This window comes from Micromonospora foliorum, from assembly GCF_022229015.1.
GTDB classification, from domain to species: Bacteria; Actinomycetota; Actinomycetes; order Mycobacteriales; family Micromonosporaceae; genus Micromonospora; species Micromonospora foliorum.
In genome coordinates, this window is the sequence record NZ_JAKKFF010000029.1 from 1 (window position 1) to 17,779 (window position 17,779).

General features: G+C 69.6%; 15 protein-coding genes and 1 pseudogene. 11 read left to right on the forward strand and 5 right to left on the reverse strand.

Features of this window, described 5'->3' with window-relative positions; genetic code table 11:
• Positions 1-202 (reverse strand): annotated as a pseudogene (locus tag PSH25_RS02925) (hypothetical protein); the annotation flags it as partial.
• A 156-nt stretch (positions 203-358) separates the two neighbouring features.
• On the opposite strand from PSH25_RS02925, the gene PSH25_RS02930 reads away from it, so the two are divergent.
• From PSH25_RS02930 to PSH25_RS02960, 7 genes are all read left to right on the forward strand, one after another.
• A complete protein-coding gene (locus PSH25_RS02930; protein ID WP_238657517.1) occupies positions 359-1,624 on the forward strand; it encodes an ATP-binding protein in 1,266 nt (421 codons plus the stop codon).
• Between the two features lie 2 nt (positions 1,625-1,626).
• On the forward strand, positions 1,627-2,313 hold the full coding sequence (locus tag PSH25_RS02935) for a response regulator (protein ID WP_030337843.1): 687 nt from the start codon (positions 1,627-1,629) through the stop codon (positions 2,311-2,313).
• Between the two features lie 580 nt (positions 2,314-2,893).
• Complete coding sequence (locus PSH25_RS02940; protein ID WP_238657509.1) at positions 2,894-4,534, forward strand: peptide ABC transporter substrate-binding protein; 1,641 nt, start codon at positions 2,894-2,896, stop codon at positions 4,532-4,534.
• A gap of 148 nt (positions 4,535-4,682) precedes the next feature.
• Positions 4,683-5,609 carry an ABC transporter permease gene (locus PSH25_RS02945; RefSeq protein ID WP_238657510.1) on the forward strand — a complete coding sequence of 309 codons (927 nt, stop codon included), beginning with the start codon at positions 4,683-4,685 and terminating at the stop codon, positions 5,607-5,609.
• Positions 5,602-6,570: an ABC transporter permease gene (locus PSH25_RS02950; protein ID WP_238657511.1), complete on the forward strand. Its 969-nt coding sequence runs from the start codon at positions 5,602-5,604 to the stop codon at positions 6,568-6,570. The genes PSH25_RS02945 and PSH25_RS02950 overlap by 8 nt, the downstream gene beginning before the upstream one ends.
• A 25-nt stretch (positions 6,571-6,595) precedes the next feature.
• Positions 6,596-7,624, forward strand: a complete 1,029-nt coding sequence (locus PSH25_RS02955) for an ABC transporter ATP-binding protein (protein ID WP_091406372.1) — start codon at positions 6,596-6,598, stop codon at positions 7,622-7,624.
• Entirely contained in the window at positions 7,617-8,630 is a 1,014-nt protein-coding gene (locus PSH25_RS02960; RefSeq protein ID WP_308193610.1) for an ABC transporter ATP-binding protein, read from the forward strand. Before PSH25_RS02955 ends, PSH25_RS02960 begins: the two co-directional genes overlap by 8 nt.
• A gap of 158 nt (positions 8,631-8,788) precedes the next feature.
• Here PSH25_RS02960 and PSH25_RS02965 read toward each other — a convergent pair whose 3' ends face one another.
• Positions 8,789-9,178, reverse strand: coding sequence for a chorismate mutase (locus PSH25_RS02965; RefSeq protein WP_238657512.1), 390 nt, complete (start codon positions 9,176-9,178; stop codon positions 8,789-8,791).
• Between the two features lie 327 nt (positions 9,179-9,505).
• On the opposite strand from PSH25_RS02965, the gene pcrA reads away from it, so the two are divergent.
• The gene (gene pcrA, locus PSH25_RS02970; protein WP_238657513.1) at positions 9,506-11,911 is read left to right on the forward strand and encodes a DNA helicase PcrA; all 2,406 of its coding nucleotides are present in this window, start codon (positions 9,506-9,508) and stop codon (positions 11,909-11,911) included.
• Positions 11,912-12,008: 97 nt separating this feature from the next.
• Here the strand turns inward: pcrA and PSH25_RS02975 are convergent, their stop codons facing one another.
• Together PSH25_RS02975 and PSH25_RS02980 are read right to left on the reverse strand one after the other, a co-directional pair.
• Positions 12,009-12,773, reverse strand: coding sequence for a M23 family metallopeptidase (locus PSH25_RS02975; protein WP_372492703.1), 765 nt, complete (start codon positions 12,771-12,773; stop codon positions 12,009-12,011).
• Positions 12,774-13,046: 273 nt separating this feature from the next.
• Positions 13,047-13,754 carry a M23 family metallopeptidase gene (locus PSH25_RS02980; RefSeq protein WP_238657514.1) on the reverse strand — a complete coding sequence of 236 codons (708 nt, stop codon included), beginning with the start codon at positions 13,752-13,754 and terminating at the stop codon, positions 13,047-13,049.
• Between the two features lie 473 nt (positions 13,755-14,227).
• Between PSH25_RS02980 and icmB the strand changes: the two genes are divergently transcribed.
• The 3 genes from icmB to sucD all read left to right on the forward strand — a co-directional run bounded on the left by icmB (position 14,228) and on the right by sucD (position 17,132).
• Entirely contained in the window at positions 14,228-14,632 is a 405-nt protein-coding gene (gene icmB / locus PSH25_RS02985; RefSeq protein WP_238657515.1) for a coenzyme B12-dependent isobutyryl CoA mutase small subunit, read from the forward strand.
• A 431-nt stretch (positions 14,633-15,063) separates the two neighbouring features.
• A complete protein-coding gene (gene sucC, locus PSH25_RS02990) occupies positions 15,064-16,242 on the forward strand; it encodes an ADP-forming succinate--CoA ligase subunit beta (protein ID WP_091406357.1) in 1,179 nt (392 codons plus the stop codon).
• Between the two features lie 2 nt (positions 16,243-16,244).
• Positions 16,245-17,132 (forward strand): succinate--CoA ligase subunit alpha, encoded by an 888-nt coding sequence (gene sucD, locus PSH25_RS02995; protein ID WP_238657516.1) that lies wholly within the window; start codon positions 16,245-16,247, stop codon positions 17,130-17,132.
• A 60-nt stretch (positions 17,133-17,192) separates the two neighbouring features.
• Here the strand turns inward: sucD and PSH25_RS03000 are convergent, their stop codons facing one another.
• Complete coding sequence (locus tag PSH25_RS03000) at positions 17,193-17,459, reverse strand: DUF4190 domain-containing protein (RefSeq protein ID WP_124822700.1); 267 nt, start codon at positions 17,457-17,459, stop codon at positions 17,193-17,195.
• Positions 17,460-17,779: the final 320 nt, after the last annotated feature.

The window sequence follows — 17,779 nt, forward strand, 5'->3', positions numbered from 1 at the left end:
CGGGGCCGTAGCCCGCCGTGGGCGGCGCGTAGCCGTCGGCCGGATCGCCGGTCGCGGTGTCGGCGGTCGCGTCGGTGCCAGCGTGCGGACCGAACGTGCTGGGCTCGGGCCGTTCGGTGGGCGTGGTGGCGGGCGGCGGCGGTGCTGAACCGCCCGACTGTGCCGACCCCGGTCGGGGCGGCGGGGCAGCTTCCTCGGTCATGCTTCGATCCTGCTGCCCGGTCCACCCGAACGACCTCAGGACCCGACCCTGACCCCACCCTGAGATCCGGCGGCCGGAATGTCGGGGGCGTCCCCGTGGTCGGCGGACGCCGCAGCGTGTGACGATCGAGTCACCGACCTCGACCTGTCCGCCACCGTGACCAGGGAGCCCCCGATCAGCACCGTGACCCCGCCCCCGCGCCTCTACCGCGCCCCGGAGCACCGGATGGCCGCCGGCGTCGCCGCCGGTATCGCCGACCATCTCGGCATCTCGGTGCTGCGGGTGCGCGTCGCGTTCATGGTCCTGCTTGGGCTGAGCGGGCTCGGCCTGCTGCTCTACGCGGCCTTCTGGGCGGTGGTGCCGCTGCGTCCCGGTGACACCGCGGTGCCGCCCCGGCGGGACGTCGCGCAACTCCTGCCGTTCGTGGGGATCGGGCTCGGTGTCCTGTTGATCCAGGTTATGGTCTTCGACTCGGTCGGCGCGGCGGGCACCGCCGGTTGGCTGGTGGCCATCATCGCGGTCGGCGCCGGGGTGATCTGGCACCAGTCCGCGCCCGAGCGGCGGCGACAGTGGGGCGACGCGATGCCGGTGCCCTGGCTGGGCGCGGTCGTGGAGGAGAGCGACCGGCGGGCCTTCGTGCTCCGCTTCATCGGCGGGGGAGTGCTGGTCGCGGTCGGCATCATCGGCGTCGCGGCCGTCTACTCGCCCGCACAGAACTTCGACGCCGTGATCAATGGCGTGATCTTCGCGCTGGTCGGGCTGGCGGGCGTCGGCGTGGTCGCCGCGCCGGTGCTCTGGCGGACGTACAGCCAGCTCCGCTCGGAGCGCGAGGGGCGCATCCGCGAGCAGGAACGGGCCGAGCTGGCCGCGATGGTGCACGACCAGGTGCTGCACACGTTGGCCCTGATCCAGCGCAACGCCAGCGACGTCAAGACGGTGCAGCGGCTGGCCCGAGGGCAGGAGCGTTCCCTGCGCAACTGGCTCTACAAGCCGACCGCGTCGCCGAGTGAACGCTTCGCCGCCGCTCTGGAGCAGGCCGCGGCCGAGGTCGAGGACACCTTCGCGATCAGCGTGGAGACGGTGGTGGTGGGGGACCGGGAGACCGACGAGAAGGTCGGCGCGCTGGTCGCGGCCGCGCGGGAGGCGTTGGTGAACGCGGCCCGGCACGCCGGCGTGCAGACCGTGTCGCTCTACGCCGAGGTGGAGCCGGATCAGGTCAGTGTCTTCGTCCGGGACCGGGGGAAGGGCTTCGATCCGGATACCGTGGAGGACCACCGGCACGGCGTACGCGGCTCGATCATCGGGCGGATGAAGCGGCACGGCGGACGGGCCGAGATCCGGTCCGGCCCGGGGGAGGGGACCGAGGTCCGGTTGATCCTGCCGATCTCCCGGGACTCGTCCGCAGCGGAGAGGAACAGATGACCATGGCCGAGCAGTCGACCGAGCACCTCGACCCGGCGGATGCCCGCCCCGAGCGGCTGCGGGTGTTCCTGGTGGACGACCACGCCATGTTCCGAGCCGGGGTGCGCGCGGAGTTGGGCGCCCACGTCGAGGTGGTGGGCGAGGCGAGCACGGTGGCCGAGGCGGTCACCCGGATCGCCGCCGTCGGCCCGGACGTGGTGCTGCTCGACGTGCACATGCCCGACGGCGGTGGTCGCGCGGTGCTGGAGGCGATGCGGCGTACGCACCCGCAGGTCAAGTTCCTCGCGTTGAGCGTCTCCGACGCGGCGGAGGATGTGATCGGGCTGATCCGTGCCGGCGCCCGGGGGTACGTCACCAAGACCATCTCCCCGGACGAGTTGGCTGCCGCGATCCGTCGGGTGGCCGACGGGGACGCGGTGTTCAGCCCACGGCTGGCCGGGTTCGTGCTGGACGCCTTCGCGGCCCGGCCGGACGCACCGGTGGCCGACCCGGAGCTGGACCAGCTCACCAACCGTGAGCGGGAGGTGCTGCGGCTGCTGGCCCGGGGGTACGCGTACAAGGAGATCGCCAAGGAGCTGTTCATCTCCATCAAGACGGTGGAGACGCACGTGTCGAACGTGCTGCGCAAGCTTCAGATGTCCAACCGCTACGAGCTCTCCCGCTGGGCGGCTGATCGCCGGCTCGTGTGACGGTGTGTCGCCACCGGTGAGGATCAGAGAAACGTCCGGTACGCCCTCGTACACCCAGCCGGTGATCGTGTCCGGGTAGCCGTAGGGCCCCTCATCCGGATGGGTCGAAACGTGAGTGGTGACGGACGTCCCACCGGGCCCGGCTGGCCCTGGGGCGTGCGTACCGGCCGAGGCCCGTCGTTCGGGCGGCGCAACGTATTTCCTGGTCAGTGCCGCCCGCGTCGACCGTTTTATGATCATTTTTCAAGTATCGGCAACGTGGCAGGCAACTAACGGCTTGATAACGGCACCTTCACGGAAGCGGCCAGTGAGTGTCACAGTGGCAACACCTCACCATCGGTGTGTGGCACTCCGTACGCCCCACGACCACGATTCTGCCGACTTCGGCGGCCCGTGGCTGTGTCGATTGCGTCGTGTCGCGCCTCGTTGGCGGGGGAGCCCGGCGGATCGGAACATCAGGGGTGTCCCCAACTTCCCTGTGGTCCCGGCGACCCCCGCCCCGGGGTGGTCGGGCGGTGTCACCCCCAAACGTGCGTGAAACCCACGACGGAACCTGGTTAGAAAGAGGAGGCCCCTCGGAATGAGAGTCTCGAAGCGGGCGACGAGCGCGATCGCGCTCAGCGCGGCTGCCGCGCTTGTCGCGAGCGGTTGCTCGAGCGGTGACGGTGACGGCGACGCCGCCGCCAGCAAGGACGGCTCGATCAGCGTCCACGGCGTCCAGCCGGAGAACCCGCTGGTCCCGTCGAACACCACGGAGACCGGCGGCGGCAAGGTGATCGACTGGCTGTTCACCGGCCTGGTCGAGTACCCGAACGACGGTGGGGCCCCGCGTAACGCGCTTGCGGAGTCGATCAACACCACGGACTCCAAGGTCTTCACGATCAAGATCAAGGCCGGCACCAAGTTCCACGACGGTACCGAGGTCAAGGCGAAGAACTTCGTCGACGCCTGGAACTGGGCTGCCTACTCGCCGAACGGCGCGCAGAACGGCAGCTTCTTCTCCGACATCGCGGGCTTCGACAAGACCTACACCACGGACCCGGATGGTGCGGACGGCCCGCAGAAGGCCCCCACCCCGTCGACGGACAAGCTGTCCGGCCTGAAGGTCATCGACGACCAGACCTTCGAGGTCACCCTGGCAGCGCCGACCGCGGTCTTCCCGACCAAGCTCGGCTACAGCGCCTTCATGCCGCTGCCGGACGCCTTCTTCGCCCAGAAGCCCGAGGAGTTCGGCAAGAAGCCGATCGGCAACGGCCCGGTGAAGTTCGTGTCGTGGGAGGACAACGTCCTCATCAAGCTGACGCGCTTCGACGACTACAACCTTCGCGACAAGATGAAGGTCAAGGACGTCGACGTCAAGCTGTACCAGGACGAGACGGCCGCCTACGCCGACCTGCTGTCCAACAACCTCGACTTCATGGAGGTTGTCCCCACCTCGGCGCTCGCCGGCGACAAGTGGAAGACCGACCTCGGTGACCGGGGCCGCTCGACCGTCACGCCGTCGACCGCGCTGATCGCGTTCCCGACCTACGACAAGCGCTTCCAGAACCCGAAGCTGCGTCGTGCCGTGTCGCTGTCGATCAACCGGCAGGAAATCTCGGACAAGATCTTCTTCGGTACCCGCAAGCCGGCCGACAGCTGGGCGAACCCGCTGACCCCGGGCGCCAAGCCGGGCAACTGCACCGCCTGCAAGTTCGACCCGACCACGGCCAAGCAGCTGCTGACCGAGGCCGGCGGCTTCACCGGTGAGATGGTCTTCTACTACAACTCGGACTCCAGCCACAAGGAGTGGATGGACGCCGTTGCGCAGCAGGTCAAGACCAACCTCGGCATCAACGCTCGGGCTGAGGGCGTGCCGACCTTCGCGGTCTTCCGCCAAGGCATCAACGCCCACCAGATGAAGGGCCCGTACCGGGCTGCCTGGCAGCAGGACTACCCGGACGTCGAGAACTGGGTCAACCCGCTCTACGTCACGGGTGGCTCCTCGAACGACGGCCTGTACAGCAACCCCGAGGTCGACGCCCTTGCCAAGCAGGCCAGCGGCGCGCCGAGCCTGGAGGCCTCGCACGAGGCGTTCTCCAAGGCCGTCGAGAAGGTCGACCAGGACGTCCCGAGCATCCCGATCTACTTCTACGGTCAGCAGTCCGGCCACTCGGAGAAGATCAAGAAGCTCGAGCTGAACAACGTCGGCGAACTCGACATCACCTCGGTCGAGCTCTGATCCGAACGGTCTGACCCCGGGTCGGGCTCGCCACATCCGGTGAGCCCGACCCGGGGCCGTTCCGCGAGTGGGTGTTACAACACTCCACTCGCACGTTGTCACCACCGTGTCGGCCGTCCGACGCGCCCCCTGTCTGGAGGACCACCCCATGGGCCGTTATCTGTTGAGACGGCTGCTCCAACTCGTGCCCGTCTTCATCGGTACGACGTTCCTGATCTACTGGCTCGTCTGGGCCGTTCCGGGCGATCCGTTCGCCGGCAAGTGCGGCGAGCGTCGCTGCCCGGACCAGTACATCGCCTTCATGACCGAGAAGTACCACCTCGACCAGAACGTCTTCGTGCAGTACGGCAACTACATGAAGAACCTGCTCCAGGGTGACTTCGGTCAGACGTTCTCGCAACGCGATATCGGCGACATCATCGCCACGGCGTACCCGAACACGCTGAAGCTGGCCCTGGTGGCGCTCGCCATCGAGGCGGTCATCGGCCTGGGCGCCGGCGTGCTGACCGGTCTGCGCCGCAACGGCTTCCTGGACAACCTGGTCCTGGTCTCCACTCTCTTCCTGATCGCGCTGCCGGTCTTCGTCGTCGGCTTCGTGCTTCAGTGGCTGCTGGGCGTGCAGTGGGGCCTCGTCAAGCCGACCGTCTCCTCCGAGATGCGGTGGTCCGAGCTGATCGTGCCGGGCTTCGTGCTGGGCAGTGCGTCAGTGGCCTACATCGCCCGGGTGGCACGAACCAGCATCGCGGAGAACCGCCGCGCCGACTATGTGCGCACCGCGATCGCCAAGGGTCTGCCGATGCGCCGGGTGGTGGGCGTGCACCTGCTGCGCAACTCGCTCATCCCGGTGGTCACTCTGCTCGGCACCGACCTCGGTGCCCTGATGGGCGGCGCGATCGTCACCGAGGGGATCTTCGGCATCAACGGAATCGGCCGCGCGGTGTACCGCGCGATCGTGACCAAGGAAAGCGCCACCGTGGTGGGCATCGTGGTCGTCCTGGTGCTGGTCTATCTCGTGATGAACCTGCTGGTTGACCTGCTCTACGCCGCCCTGGACCCGAGGATCCGTTATGAGTGACCCAAGCACCGCATCGATCGTCAGCACCCCTGGCGCGCACCCCACCGACTCCGGCACCCCCGCCACCGCGGGCCAGCCGCAGAGCAACGAGAAGCCCCGTGGCCTGCTCGGTGACGCCTGGCAGGACCTCCGGCGCAAGCCGTTGTTCTGGATCGCGAGCACGCTGATCGTGGTCTTCGTGTTGATGGCGCTCTTCCCGGCCCTGTTCGCCCCGGGCGACGCCGTCAACGGATCGCTGTCCCGCAGCCTGGGCAAGCCGTCCGGGGACGCCTGGTTCGGGTACGACCTGCAGGGCCGCGACGTCTACGCTCGCGTCATCTACGGCGCCAGCGCCTCCATCCAGGTTGCCGTGCTCGCCGTGCTCGGCACCCTGCTGGTGGGCGGCACCATGGGCATCATCGCCGGCTACCGCGGTGGCTGGGTGGACGGGCTGCTGAGCCGGATCGCCGACGTCTTCTTCGGCCTGCCGTTCGTGCTCGGCGCGATCGTCATCCTGACCACGTTCAACGGCTCGGGCTCGGGCAACAGCAAGATCAAGATCATGAGCCTGGTGACCATCTCGCTGATCGTGCTGAGCTGGCCGGTCGTGATGCGCCTCATGCGTTCCTCGGTGCTCGCCACCAAGGAGGCCGACTACATCGTCGCGGCCCGGGCGCTGGGCGCCGGCACCGGCCGGATCATCCTCAAGCACCTGCTGCCGAACTGCCTGGCCCCGCTGCTGGTCTACGGCACGATCATGGTCGGCTCGTTCATCGGCGCCGAGGCCACCCTGTCGTTCCTGGGCGTCGGCCTGAAGTCGCCGGTGGTCTCCTGGGGCATCATGATCAGCGACGGTAAGGACTTCCTCCGGGTCGCGCCAGGGCTGGTCTTCTTCCCCGCCGCGTTCCTCGTCACCGCAGTGCTGAGCTTCGTGATGCTCGGTGAGGCGGTCCGCGAGGCCCTCGATCCGAAACTCCGCTAGGGGAGATCCAGTGTCCGACATTCTCGTGTCCGAGCAGTCCGCGCCGGGACCCGGCGGGTCCGGGCGTCCCTCCGGCCGGCTGCTCGAGGTCGACGACCTGCGGGTGGAGTTCCGTACCCGGGACGGCGTCGCAAAGGTCATCAACGGGGTCACGTACCACGTCGACGCGGGGGAGACCCTCGCCGTGCTCGGCGAGTCCGGCTCCGGTAAGAGCGTCACCGCGCAGACCATCATGGGCATCCTCGACACGCCGCCCGGCTTCGTCACCGGTGGGCAGGTCCGCTTCCACGGCAAGGACATGCTCCGCATGTCCGACGAGGAGCGCCGCCGCATCCGCGGCGAGGGCATCGCGATGATCTTCCAGGACGCGCTCTCCGCGCTGAACCCCGTCTTCACCGTCGGGTTCCAGATCGCCGAGCAGTTCCGGGTTCGGCGGGGCATGGGCCGCGCCGAGGCCAAGAAGCGCGCGATCGACATGCTCGACCAGGTCAAGATCCCGAACGCCAAGGGTCGGTTCAACAACTACCCGCACCAGTTCTCCGGCGGTATGCGGCAGCGCGCGATGATCGCGATGTCGCTGGCGCTCGACCCGGAGGTGCTGATCGCGGACGAGCCGACCACCGCCCTCGACGTGACCGTGCAGGCCCAGATCATGGACCTGCTGGCCGAGCTTCAGCGCGAGCGGCAGATGGGCATGATCCTGATCACCCACGACCTCGGTGTGGTCGCCGACGTCGCGGACCGGATCGCGGTCATGTACGCGGGCCGGATCGTCGAGGAAGCGGACGTGTACGAGCTGTACGCCAAGCCGGCGCACCCGTACACCCTGGGTCTGATCGACTCGATCCCGCGCCTGGACGAGAAGGGGCAGCAGCTCCGGACGATCAAGGGCCTCCCGCCGAACCTGATGAACATCCCGCCGGGCTGCCCGTTCAACCCGCGGTGCCCGATGGCTCAGCCGGTGTGCCGGGAGAAGGTCCCGCCGCTGCTGCAGGTCGGCCCCGCCCGGGCCAGCGCCTGCCACTTCGCCGAGGAGCTGGTGAACCGTGTCTGAGAACATCCTCGAGGTCAAGGACCTGGTCAAGCACTACCCCGTCACCCAGGGTGTGGTGTTCAAGAAGACCGTCGGTCAGGTCAAGGCGGTCGACGGGGTCTCGTTCGGTCTGCGTGCCGGCGAGACGCTCGGCGTGGTCGGCGAGTCCGGCTGCGGCAAGTCGACGCTCGCCCGGGTGCTGATGAACCTGGAGAAGCCGACCGAAGGCAGCGTGCTCTACAAGGGTCAGGACATCTCCAAGCTCTCCGGTGGGGGGCTGCGACGCCTGCGCCGGCAGATCCAGCTGGTCATGCAGGACCCGTACACCTCGCTGAACCCGCGGATGACCGTCGGCGACCTGCTCGGTGAGCCGTTCGAGATCCACCCGGAGGTGGCGCCGAAGGGCAGCCGCCGGGCCAAGGTCAGGGAGCTGCTCGACCTGGTCGGGCTCAACCCGGAGCACATCAACCGGTACCCGCACCAGTTCTCCGGCGGTCAGCGTCAGCGCATCGGCATCGCCCGTGCGCTCGCGCTGCGGCCCGAGATCATCGTCTGCGACGAGCCGGTGTCGGCGCTGGACGTCTCCATCCAGGCCCAGGTCATGAACCTGCTGGAGCAGTTGCAGGGCGAGTTCGGCCTCTCGTACGTCTTCATCGCACACGACCTGTCGGTGGTCCGCCACCTGTCGGACCGGGTCGCGGTGATGTACCTCGGCAAGATCGTCGAGATCGGCACCGAGGACGAGATCTACGAGCGACCGACCCACCCGTACACCCAGGCTCTGCTCTCCGCGGTGCCGGTGCCGGACCCGACGCAGCGGAACAACAAGACGATCATCCGGCTCACGGGTGACGTGCCGTCGCCGATCAGCCCGCCCTCGGGCTGCCGGTTCCGGACCCGCTGCTGGAAGGCACAGGACGTCTGCGCCGAGCAGGTCCCGCTGCTGGAGATCCGGCGGGACTCGGACCACCCGAGCGCCTGCCACTTCGCGGAGAAGCGCGAGATCGTCGCCACCCACGAGGTGTAAGTCACCGAGACCGCCTGCCGCCGTCACCACGACGACGGCAGGCGGTTTCGTCTGTCCGTGACCGCCTGTGCGCTGCGGATCGCCGAGACGATCCGGCCCCGTGCCGCACCGCAGCGCACGGCCGCGTCAGTGGGCCGGGTGACCCGGGCCGGTGCGGCTCACAGCGGGCCGCGGCCCGCGCGGAGCAGCAGCAGGGCCAACTGGGTGCCGTCGGCACCGAGCGCGACCCGGAACCGCTCCAGGATCTCCCGTTCCCGGGAGAGCACCAGGCGAGTCCCGCCGGACGCCATCCGGGTCACCCCGACCTCCTGGGACAACGCGGCCCGCTCCTGCCAGAGCGTGATCAACGCGTGGTCGATCTCGTCGATCCGTTCCCTGATCTGCACGATCCGCGCGGCGGCGGACGGCTCCTGGGTGCCGGTCTGTTGCTCGGTGGGCTCGGCGTCCCCACCCGTCGGCGGTGTGGCCACCACCGGCTCAGCCTCCTGCGCCGCGGGCTGCCCCGGTCGGATCGGGCTGCCGCTCTGCTCCATCACGTCTGTCATCATCGGGTACCTCTCGCACTGTGGTGCCCGGTGCCCGGAACCTGGGACGGAAAAAGCCCCGGACTCCAGGAGCCCGGGGCTTTAGCAGGTCTGAATCGATCAGGCGCGACCTACGGCAGCCGGACTCCCGGTGCCATAGTAAAAGTAGAAGCGCGCAGCGATCACGTCGTCGAGTATGCCCACGTCGTTGCCGGGTGCGCAAGCATTCCGCGTCGCGGAGGGCGCCTTTCGCGTCGGTGGGCGTACCGGGTGGTGGGTGCGCGCCGTCGGGCACGAGCTGCTGAGCGCCAGAGGCGCAGTGTCCGGCCCGCGGCATAGACTTGTCGGGCGATGCATCCTCTCTTCGACATCCCCGCGTCCCCGCCTGCGCCGGAGTCCGCGCCGGCCCGCCCGTACCGACCCGGGGCGGCCGCCGCGCGCCTCGATCCGCAGCAGCTGCTCGCCGGGCTGAACGGGCCGCAGCGCGACGCCGTCAGCCACGCCGGGTCGCCGCTGCTGATCGTGGCCGGCGCCGGGTCCGGCAAGACCCGGGTGCTCACGCACCGGGTCGCCTACCTGCTCGCCGCCCGGGACGTGCACCCCGGTGAGATCATCGCGATCACCTTCACCAACAAGGCCGCCGGCGAGATGAAGGAGCGCGTTGCCGCGCTGGTGGGCCCCCGGGCCCGTCTGATGTGGGTGTCGACGTTCCACTCGGCCTGCGTGCGGATCCTGCGTGCCGAGCACGAGCACGCCGGCCTCAAGTCGACGTTCTCGATCTACGACGCGGACGACTCCCGCCGGCTGATGCAGTTGGTGACCCGCGAGTTGGATCTCGACCCGAAGCGCTACCCGGCGCGTGGGCTGGCAGCCCAGGTCTCCAACCTCAAGAACGAGCTGGTCGACCCGGAGCAGTTCGCGGCGCGGGCCACCGGGCCCAACGAGCGGGCGCTGGCCGAGGCGTACACGCTCTACCAGCGCCGGCTGCGTGAGGCGCACGCCCTGGACTTCGACGACCTGATCATGACGACGGTGCACCTGCTCCAGTCCCACCCGCACGTCGCGGAGAGCTACCGCCGGCGGTTCCGGCACGTGTTGGTGGACGAATACCAGGACACCAACCACGCCCAGTACGTCCTGATCAAGGAGCTGGTCTCCGGCACCGACGGGCTGGAGCCCGCCGAGCTGTGCGTCGTCGGTGACGCCGACCAGTCGATCTACGCGTTCCGGGGCGCGACGATCCGCAACATCCTGGAGTTCGAACGGGACTTCACCGACGCGCGGACGATCCTGCTGGAGCAGAACTACCGCTCCACCCAGACCATCCTCAACGCGGCCAACGCGGTGATCGACCGCAACACCTCCCGCAAGCCCAAGCGGCTGTGGAGCGAGGCCGGCGCCGGCGAGCAGATCGTCGGCTACGTGGCCGACACCGAGCACGCCGAGGCCGACTGGGTGGCCCGGGAGATCGACCGGCTGGTCGACGCCGACGAGACCCGCCCCGGCGACGTGGCGGTCTTCTACCGCACCAACGCCCAGTCCCGGGTCTTCGAGGAGGTGTTCATCCGCGTCGGTCTGCCCTACAAGGTGGTCGGCGGGGTGCGCTTCTACGAGCGCAAGGAGGTCCGCGACGCCCTGGCGTACCTGCGTTCGGTGGTCAACGACGACGACACGGTGAGCCTGCGGCGGGTGCTCAACACCCCGCGCCGGGGGATCGGCGACCGCGCCGAGGCGTGTGTCGAGGCGCTCTCCAGCCGCGACCGGATCTCCTTCGGCGCGGCGCTGCGCCGGGCCCGGGAGGCGCCGGGCATCTCCAGCCGGGCGGCCAACGGCATCGCCGACTTCGTGGCGCTGCTCGACGGCGCCCGCGAGCTGGCCGAGACCGGCACCCCGGAAGAGGTGCTGGAGGCGCTGCTGACCCGATCCGGCTACCTCACCGAACTGGAGGAGAGCCTCGACCCGCAGGACGCCGGCCGGGTGGACAACCTCCAGGAGCTGGTAAGCGTCGCCCGGGAGTACACCGAGCGGATCGAGTCGCAGGGCGAGGAGGGGGAGCGGGCCACCCTGGCCGGCTTCCTGGAGCAGGTGGCGCTGGTCGCCGACGCCGACCAGATCCCCTCCGACGACCCCGACCACCAGGGCGTGGTCACCCTGATGACCCTGCACACCGCCAAGGGGCTGGAATTCCCGGTGGTCTTCCTGACCGGGCTGGAGGACGGCGTCTTCCCGCACCTGCGCTCGCTCGGCGACACCCGCGAGTTGGAGGAGGAGCGCCGGCTGGCGTACGTCGGCATCACCCGTGCCCGACAGCGGCTCTACCTCTCCCGGGCGGTCACCCGCTCGGCCTGGGGGCAGCCGTCCTACAACCCGCCGTCGCGCTTCCTGGAGGAGCTGCCGACCGAGTTGGTGCACTGGGAGCGCACCGAGGGTTCGTACACCTCGTGGGCTGGCGGGGGCGGCGGCGTGGGCGGCCGTGCGGACCGCGTGCCCGGCGGCCGTGGCACCTTCACCGGTGGCACGCCGAAGGCGGCGCAGCTGGCCCAGCGGCTCGGGGTGGACGCCAGCCGGCTGACCACGGCCAGCGAGCTGCCGCAGGGGCCGAAGGTGTCCGCGGGCGACCGGGTCAATCATCAGCGGTACGGGTTGGGGCGGGTGCTGGCCGTCGAGGGGCACGGCCCGGGTGCCCGCGCGCAGATCGACTTCGGCGACCAGACCATGTGGCTGGTGCTCCGGCACGCCCCGGTCGACAAGCTCTGACCCCGTCGCGCCCGCACCATTGCACTGACGCAGGGAAGGAGGGGCCTCAGGCCCCTCCTTCCCTGCTGTTACGCGCGGACCGCGCCGGGATGTCGCCTCAGCAGCCCAGGTCGACGCCACGGGCCCGCATGAACGGGGCCGGGTCGATCTGGTTCCACATGCCCTGGTGCACCTCGAAGTGCAGGTGCGGGCCGGTGGCATCGCCGGTGGCGCCCTCGTAGCCGATGACCTGGCCGGCCTTGACCGCCTGGCCGACGGTGACCGCGATGCGGCTCTGGTGGGCGTAGTGGGTCAGGTACCCGTTGCCGTGGTCGATGAAGACGGAGTTGCCGTACCCGTCGGAGGCGTCGCCGGCCTGGGTCACGGTGCCGGCGGCAGCGGCGCGGATCGGCGTACCGGAGGGCAGTGCCAGGTCGATACCGGCGTGCAGGGTGCCCCAGCGCTGCCCGTAGCAGGACGTGACGGCTGCGCCCGGCATCGGGTCGACCCAGGCGGGCGTGGGCTTGGCGGTCTTTTTCGGCTTCGGCTTGGCCTTCGCGGCGGCCGTCTTCGTGGGGCTGGCGCTGACCGCCGACGGGCTCGGCGTCGGGCTGAGCGAGGGGGTGACCGGTGTGCTCGACTCACGGATCGAGCGGTCGGCCCGGCTGGCGGCCTCCGCCCGGGTCTGGGCGTCGAGGGAGACGGCGGCGGGTGCCGGGTGGTCGGTGCCGCTGGTGGCGACGGCGACGCCACCGAGGCCGAGGGCCACCAGGGCGGCTGCCCCGAGCACGATGAGGCGGTTCCGCCGGCCGGCGCGCTGCGGCTGCGCGGTGGGGCTGGTGTCGGGGGTGTTCTCGTTCTGCACGGGGCTGTCTTCCTGCACGGCGGACCTTCACAGTCGAGGGGCACTTGACCTCGAAATACTGGTGTCGGGCCGAGGTGAGGCGGGCGCGGGGACCGAACCCCCGGACGGAGAGCTGAGGGCCGGGTGCCCGGATATGACCTGTTGTGCGGCGCTACATCCGGAAAAGTGATCATGTAAGCGGGTGCCGTCGGTCACATTCGCGGCTGTGACCCGGGATACATCGGCCGACACCGCCCAACGCGAAACCGCCCGGATCGACAGATCCGGGCGGTCAACGGTCGTTACGCACCGTCAGGAGGCGGCTACCTCACTGTAGATTGCCTCGACTTGCAGCTTGATGTCCACTCCGCGCTCCTGGAGGAACGGCACCGGGTCGATCGGCTGCCCCTTGACATGGATCTCCAGGTGCAGGTGGGTGCCGTACGCGTGGCCGGTCTGACCCACCAGGCCGAGCTGGTCGCCCGCCTTGATCTGCTGGCCTTCCTTGACGCTCACTGCGGAGGAGTGGCCGTAGATGGCCTCGCTGCCGTCGGCGTGCTGAACGATCACCGCGTTGCCGTACCCGCCGAACCAGCCGGCCTTGGTGACCAGCCCGTCGTGGATCGCCACGTAGGGCGTGCCCTCGCCGGCGACCAGGTCTACGCCGGTGTGCAGCTTGCCCCAGCGCATCCCGTACGGGGAGTTGAAGTCGTAGCCCTGCAGCGGCAGCAGCCAGACCTCGGGCTCGGCGCTGTCCGTGTTGCGGCTGTCCCGGGAGGCACGGTCGGCGTTGTCCGCACGGGCCGCGGCGTCCTGACTGGTGACCGACGCCTGCTTGAGCTCGTCGAGGACCGTCGGGCTGACGTCCTTGGCGTCCGGCAGGGCGCTCGCGCCGAGGGCCACGATGCCGGCACCGACGAACGCGGTGGTGACGACAGCGGCGTAACGGCTGCGGGGTGGGGTGGGTACGCGGCGGCGACCGCGATATCGATCGGGCTCAGACGACAGGCGCTGGCGCACGCACACCCTCCGTTGTCGGGGTTCCGAAGCGGCCGGTGGGCGTCCCTGAAGCTCCAGTGAAGCGTCCGCTGACCGCGTCGTCACCCGTCCATGGACCTGATGACAACCGTGGACACGTTAGCCAACAGCCAGGCGAGTCACAAGCTAGACGGAAAAATTGGCGTGTCGATCTGTCCGTTTGCGTCCCTGATTGTCACGCATCGCGACGCCAAACGGTGCCCCCGTCGCTGCCCGTTCGTCGCCGAGCGTGACCGTTTCGGCGGAGTCGTCCGGCTTGACTCCGAACGCCGCGGGGACGGTGTCGCCGGCCTGGCCAGGAGTGTGCCGGGAATGGTGCCGGGCCGACTCCTCCGGGTTGCCGGGTGGACGCGCCGGGTAACGGCCGGTGACAGAGCCCGGATTTCCCGGGCCGGGCCCGCCGGGTTACCGTTCGTTAAGGTGAAGGCGGTCAAGCCGGTGAAAGGTGTGCGCTGATGAGCTCTCGAATTCGGGTCGTCGTCGCGAAGCCTGGCCTGGACGGCCACGACCGGGGCGCGAAGGTCGTCGCGCGCGCCCTGCGGGACGCCGGGATGGAGGTCGTCTACACCGGCCTGCACCAGACCCCCGAGCAGATCGTGGAGACCGCCATCCAGGAGGACGCCGACGCGGTCGGCCTGTCCGTTCTTTCCGGCGCGCACATGACGCTCTTCCGACGGGTGCTGGAACTGCTCGGTGAACGCGACGCCCGCGACATCGTCGTGTTCGGTGGCGGCATCATTCCGAACGGCGACATTCCCGAGTTGGAGAAGCTGGGCGTCGCGAAGATCTTCACGCCGGGCGCCACCACCCAGGCGATTGTCGAGTGGGTCCGACAGAACGTGGCCCAGTCGGTTTCCTGAGCCGCGCCGATCTGCTGCGCGAACGGATTTGGGCACGGGGGAGGGGCCGGACGCACCCCTCACACGTCCGGCCCCTCTATGCACGATGCCCCGCCGCCACCCCTCGACCGACAGGGCATCGGCCGTATCCCGTCTTTGCGCTGTTCAGCGCTCCGACACCTGACTCAACGACGCCCCCACGACGGGGTTACGCAAGCCGGACAACATCGCCCGGACGGTGGATGCGGCCCGGGTCATGGCCGGAAACCGGCCACACCTGATGTCCGGTTGTGCATTACCGCACACCGTGCACCCGCTCGGTTGCCGGTGGTGCCGACCTCGCTAGGCTGCGGCCAATGGCCTGTTTCAACTGATGACAGGCGTCAAACTGTTTTCTGAACGCTGGTGGCGGCGCGACGGCGCGCCGCGGAGACGGGACGGGACGCGCAATCGTGGACCTGTACGAGTACCAGGGGCGGGACCTGTTCGAGCGGCACGGCTTGCCCGTGCTGGCCGGCGGCGTCGCCACTACCCCGGAAGAGGCCCGCGCGATCGCCGAACGCCTTGGCGGCCGTGTGGTCGTCAAGGCGCAGGTAAAGGTCGGCGGCCGAGGTAAGGCCGGCGGCGTCAAGCTGGCCGAGGGCCCGGATGAGGCGGTGGCTCGGGCCACCGACATCCTCGGCATGGACATCAAGGGCCACACCGTCCACAAGGTCATGATCACGGTGACCGCGGACGTGGCCGAGGAGTACTACTTCTCGTACCTGCTCGACCGGGCGAACCGCACCTTCCTCTGCATCGCCAGCGTCGCCGGCGGCATGGACATCGAGCAGGTCGCCGCCGAGACCCCCGACAAGGTCGTGAAGGCCCCGATCGACGCCGTGAAGGGCGTGGACGAGGCCAAGGCCCGCGAGATCGTGACCGCTGCCGGCTTCCCGGCCGAGGTCGCCGACCAGGTGGTCGAGATCGCCGTCGGCCTGTGGCAGGCGTTCGTCGCCGAGGACGCCACCCTGGTCGAGGTCAACCCGCTCGCCAAGAACGGCGACGGCCGGATGCTGCTGCTCGACGCCAAGATCAGCCTGGACGAGAACGCGGCGTTCCGGCACCCGGACCACGAGGCGCTCGTCGACCAGGCCGCGGTGGACCCGCTGGAGCAGGCCGCCAAGGCCAAGGACCTCAACTACGTCAAGCTCGACGGCGAGGTCGGCATCATCGGCAACGGCGCGGGTCTGGTCATGTCGACCCTCGACGTGGTCGCGTACGCCGGTGAGCGGCACGGCAACGTCAAGCCGGCCAACTTCCTCGACATCGGCGGCGGCGCGAGCGCCGCGGTGATGGCGAACGGGCTGGAGATCGTGCTCTCCGACCCGGCCGTGAAAAGCGTCTTCGTCAACGTCTTCGGCGGCATCACCGCCTGCGACGAGGTCGCCAACGGCATCATCCAGGCGCTGGCCCTGCTGGAGCAGCGCGGCGAGCAGGTCACCAAGCCGCTCGTCGTCCGTCTCGACGGCAACAACGCCGAGGCTGGCCGGGCGATCCTGGACAGCGCGAACAACCCGCTCGTGCAGCGGGTGGACACCATGGACGGTGCGGCCGAGCGGGCCGCCGAGCTGGCAGCTGCGGGGGTCTGATCATGGCTATCTGGCTGACCAAGGACTCGAAGGTCATCGTCCAGGGGATGACCGGTTCCGAGGGTTCCAAGCACACCCGGCGGATGCTGGCCGCCGGCACCAACGTGGTGGGCGGCGTCAACCCGCGCAAGGCGGGCCAGAAGGTCGACTTCGACGGCACCGAGCTGCCGGTCTTCGCGTCGGTCGCGGACGCGATGGCCGAGACCGGGGCCGACGTCACCGTCATCTTCGTGCCGCCGCAGTTCACCAAGGCCGCCGTGGTCGAGGCGATCGACGCCGCGATCCCGCTGGCCGTGGTGATCACCGAGGGCGTCCCGGTGCACGACACCGCGTCGTTCTGGGCGTACAACGTGGCGCAGGGCGAGCGGACCCGGATCATCGGGCCGAACTGCCCGGGCATCGCCTCGCCGGGCGCGTCCAACGCCGGCATCATCCCGGCCGACATCACCGGCTCCGGCCGGATCGGCCTGGTCAGCAAGAGCGGCACGCTGACCTACCAGATGATGTACGAGCTGCGCGACATCGGTTTCTCCACCTGCGTCGGCATCGGCGGTGACCCGATCATCGGGACCACCCACATCGACGCCCTCGCGGCGTTCGAGGCCGACCCGGAGACCGACGCCATCGTCATGATCGGTGAGATCGGTGGCGACGCCGAGGAGCGGGCCGCCGAGTTCATCAAGGCCAACGTCACCAAGCCGGTGGTCGGCTACATCGCCGGCTTCACCGCTCCTCCGGGCAAGACCATGGGTCACGCCGGGGCGATCATCTCCGGCTCGGCCGGCACCGCCGAGGCGAAGCAGGCGGCGCTGGAAGCCGTCGGCGTCAAGGTCGGCAAGACGCCGACCGAGACCGCGAAGCTGATGCGGGAGATCATGTCCGGCAGCTGAGCCGGTCAGGCAACACGAAGGGGGTCGACCGGTTACGGTCGACCCCCTTCGGCGTACGCGTCAGTCGTTGTTCCAGAACGGGTAGTTGCCGGTCGCCCGCAGGATCGCCCCACCGATGATGTTGATCACGCCGAACGCGATGGCGAGGTAACCGAGCAGCGGCGACTGCCCGTACCGCCGGGCGTCGCGGATGGACAGGTAACCGAAGACGATGCCGAAGATGCCGCAGCAGATCAGCCCCAGCACGATGCCCAGCACGCCCCAGAGGGTGGTTCGGTCGCGTCCCTGGGCCGGTGGTGGTGGGGGAGGCGGGTATGGCGTCGTCACGGCTTCCTCCGGGCGGTCATGGGCGACGTGCCGGCCCGGACCGTGACCGGCGGGCCCGTCCCGGGTGGCGGCGACTCGCGCCCCCTCTGGGCCGAGGCTAGACCGGCCCGGGTGGGCAGGACCCAGGTTCGGTGAACTCGCCGTCCTTAGGAGGGGTTAACGGACTGCCACCGCCCGCGCGACGTGCCAGAGTAGAGCGGATGTCCCCCGTCACCCCTGACCGTCCCAGCCGTCCCGGCGGTGTGAGCGCCGACGACCGGCCGGTCGACCGTGCCGCACCGGCCCGGCGGGTGCCCGCGCCTCGCGCGGGCGGGTCGCCG

Excerpts from the sequence above, each read along its gene's own strand:
- PSH25_RS02935 (WP_030337843.1), top strand. The coding sequence starts at position 1,627 with ATGGCCGAGCAGTCGACCGAGCACCTCGACCCGGCGGATGCCCGCCCC.
- PSH25_RS02940 (WP_238657509.1), top strand. The coding sequence starts at position 2,894 with ATGAGAGTCTCGAAGCGGGCGACGAGCGCGATCGCGCTCAGCGCGGCT.
- icmB (WP_238657515.1), top strand. The coding sequence starts at position 14,228 with ATGAGCTCTCGAATTCGGGTCGTCGTCGCGAAGCCTGGCCTGGACGGC.
- PSH25_RS02950 (WP_238657511.1), top strand. The coding sequence starts at position 5,602 with ATGAGTGACCCAAGCACCGCATCGATCGTCAGCACCCCTGGCGCGCAC.
- PSH25_RS02965 (WP_238657512.1), bottom strand. The coding sequence starts at position 9,178 with ATGATGACAGACGTGATGGAGCAGAGCGGCAGCCCGATCCGACCGGGG.
- sucD (WP_238657516.1), top strand. The coding sequence starts at position 16,245 with ATGGCTATCTGGCTGACCAAGGACTCGAAGGTCATCGTCCAGGGGATG.
- pcrA (WP_238657513.1), top strand. The coding sequence starts at position 9,506 with ATGCATCCTCTCTTCGACATCCCCGCGTCCCCGCCTGCGCCGGAGTCC.
- PSH25_RS02945 (WP_238657510.1), top strand. The coding sequence starts at position 4,683 with ATGGGCCGTTATCTGTTGAGACGGCTGCTCCAACTCGTGCCCGTCTTC.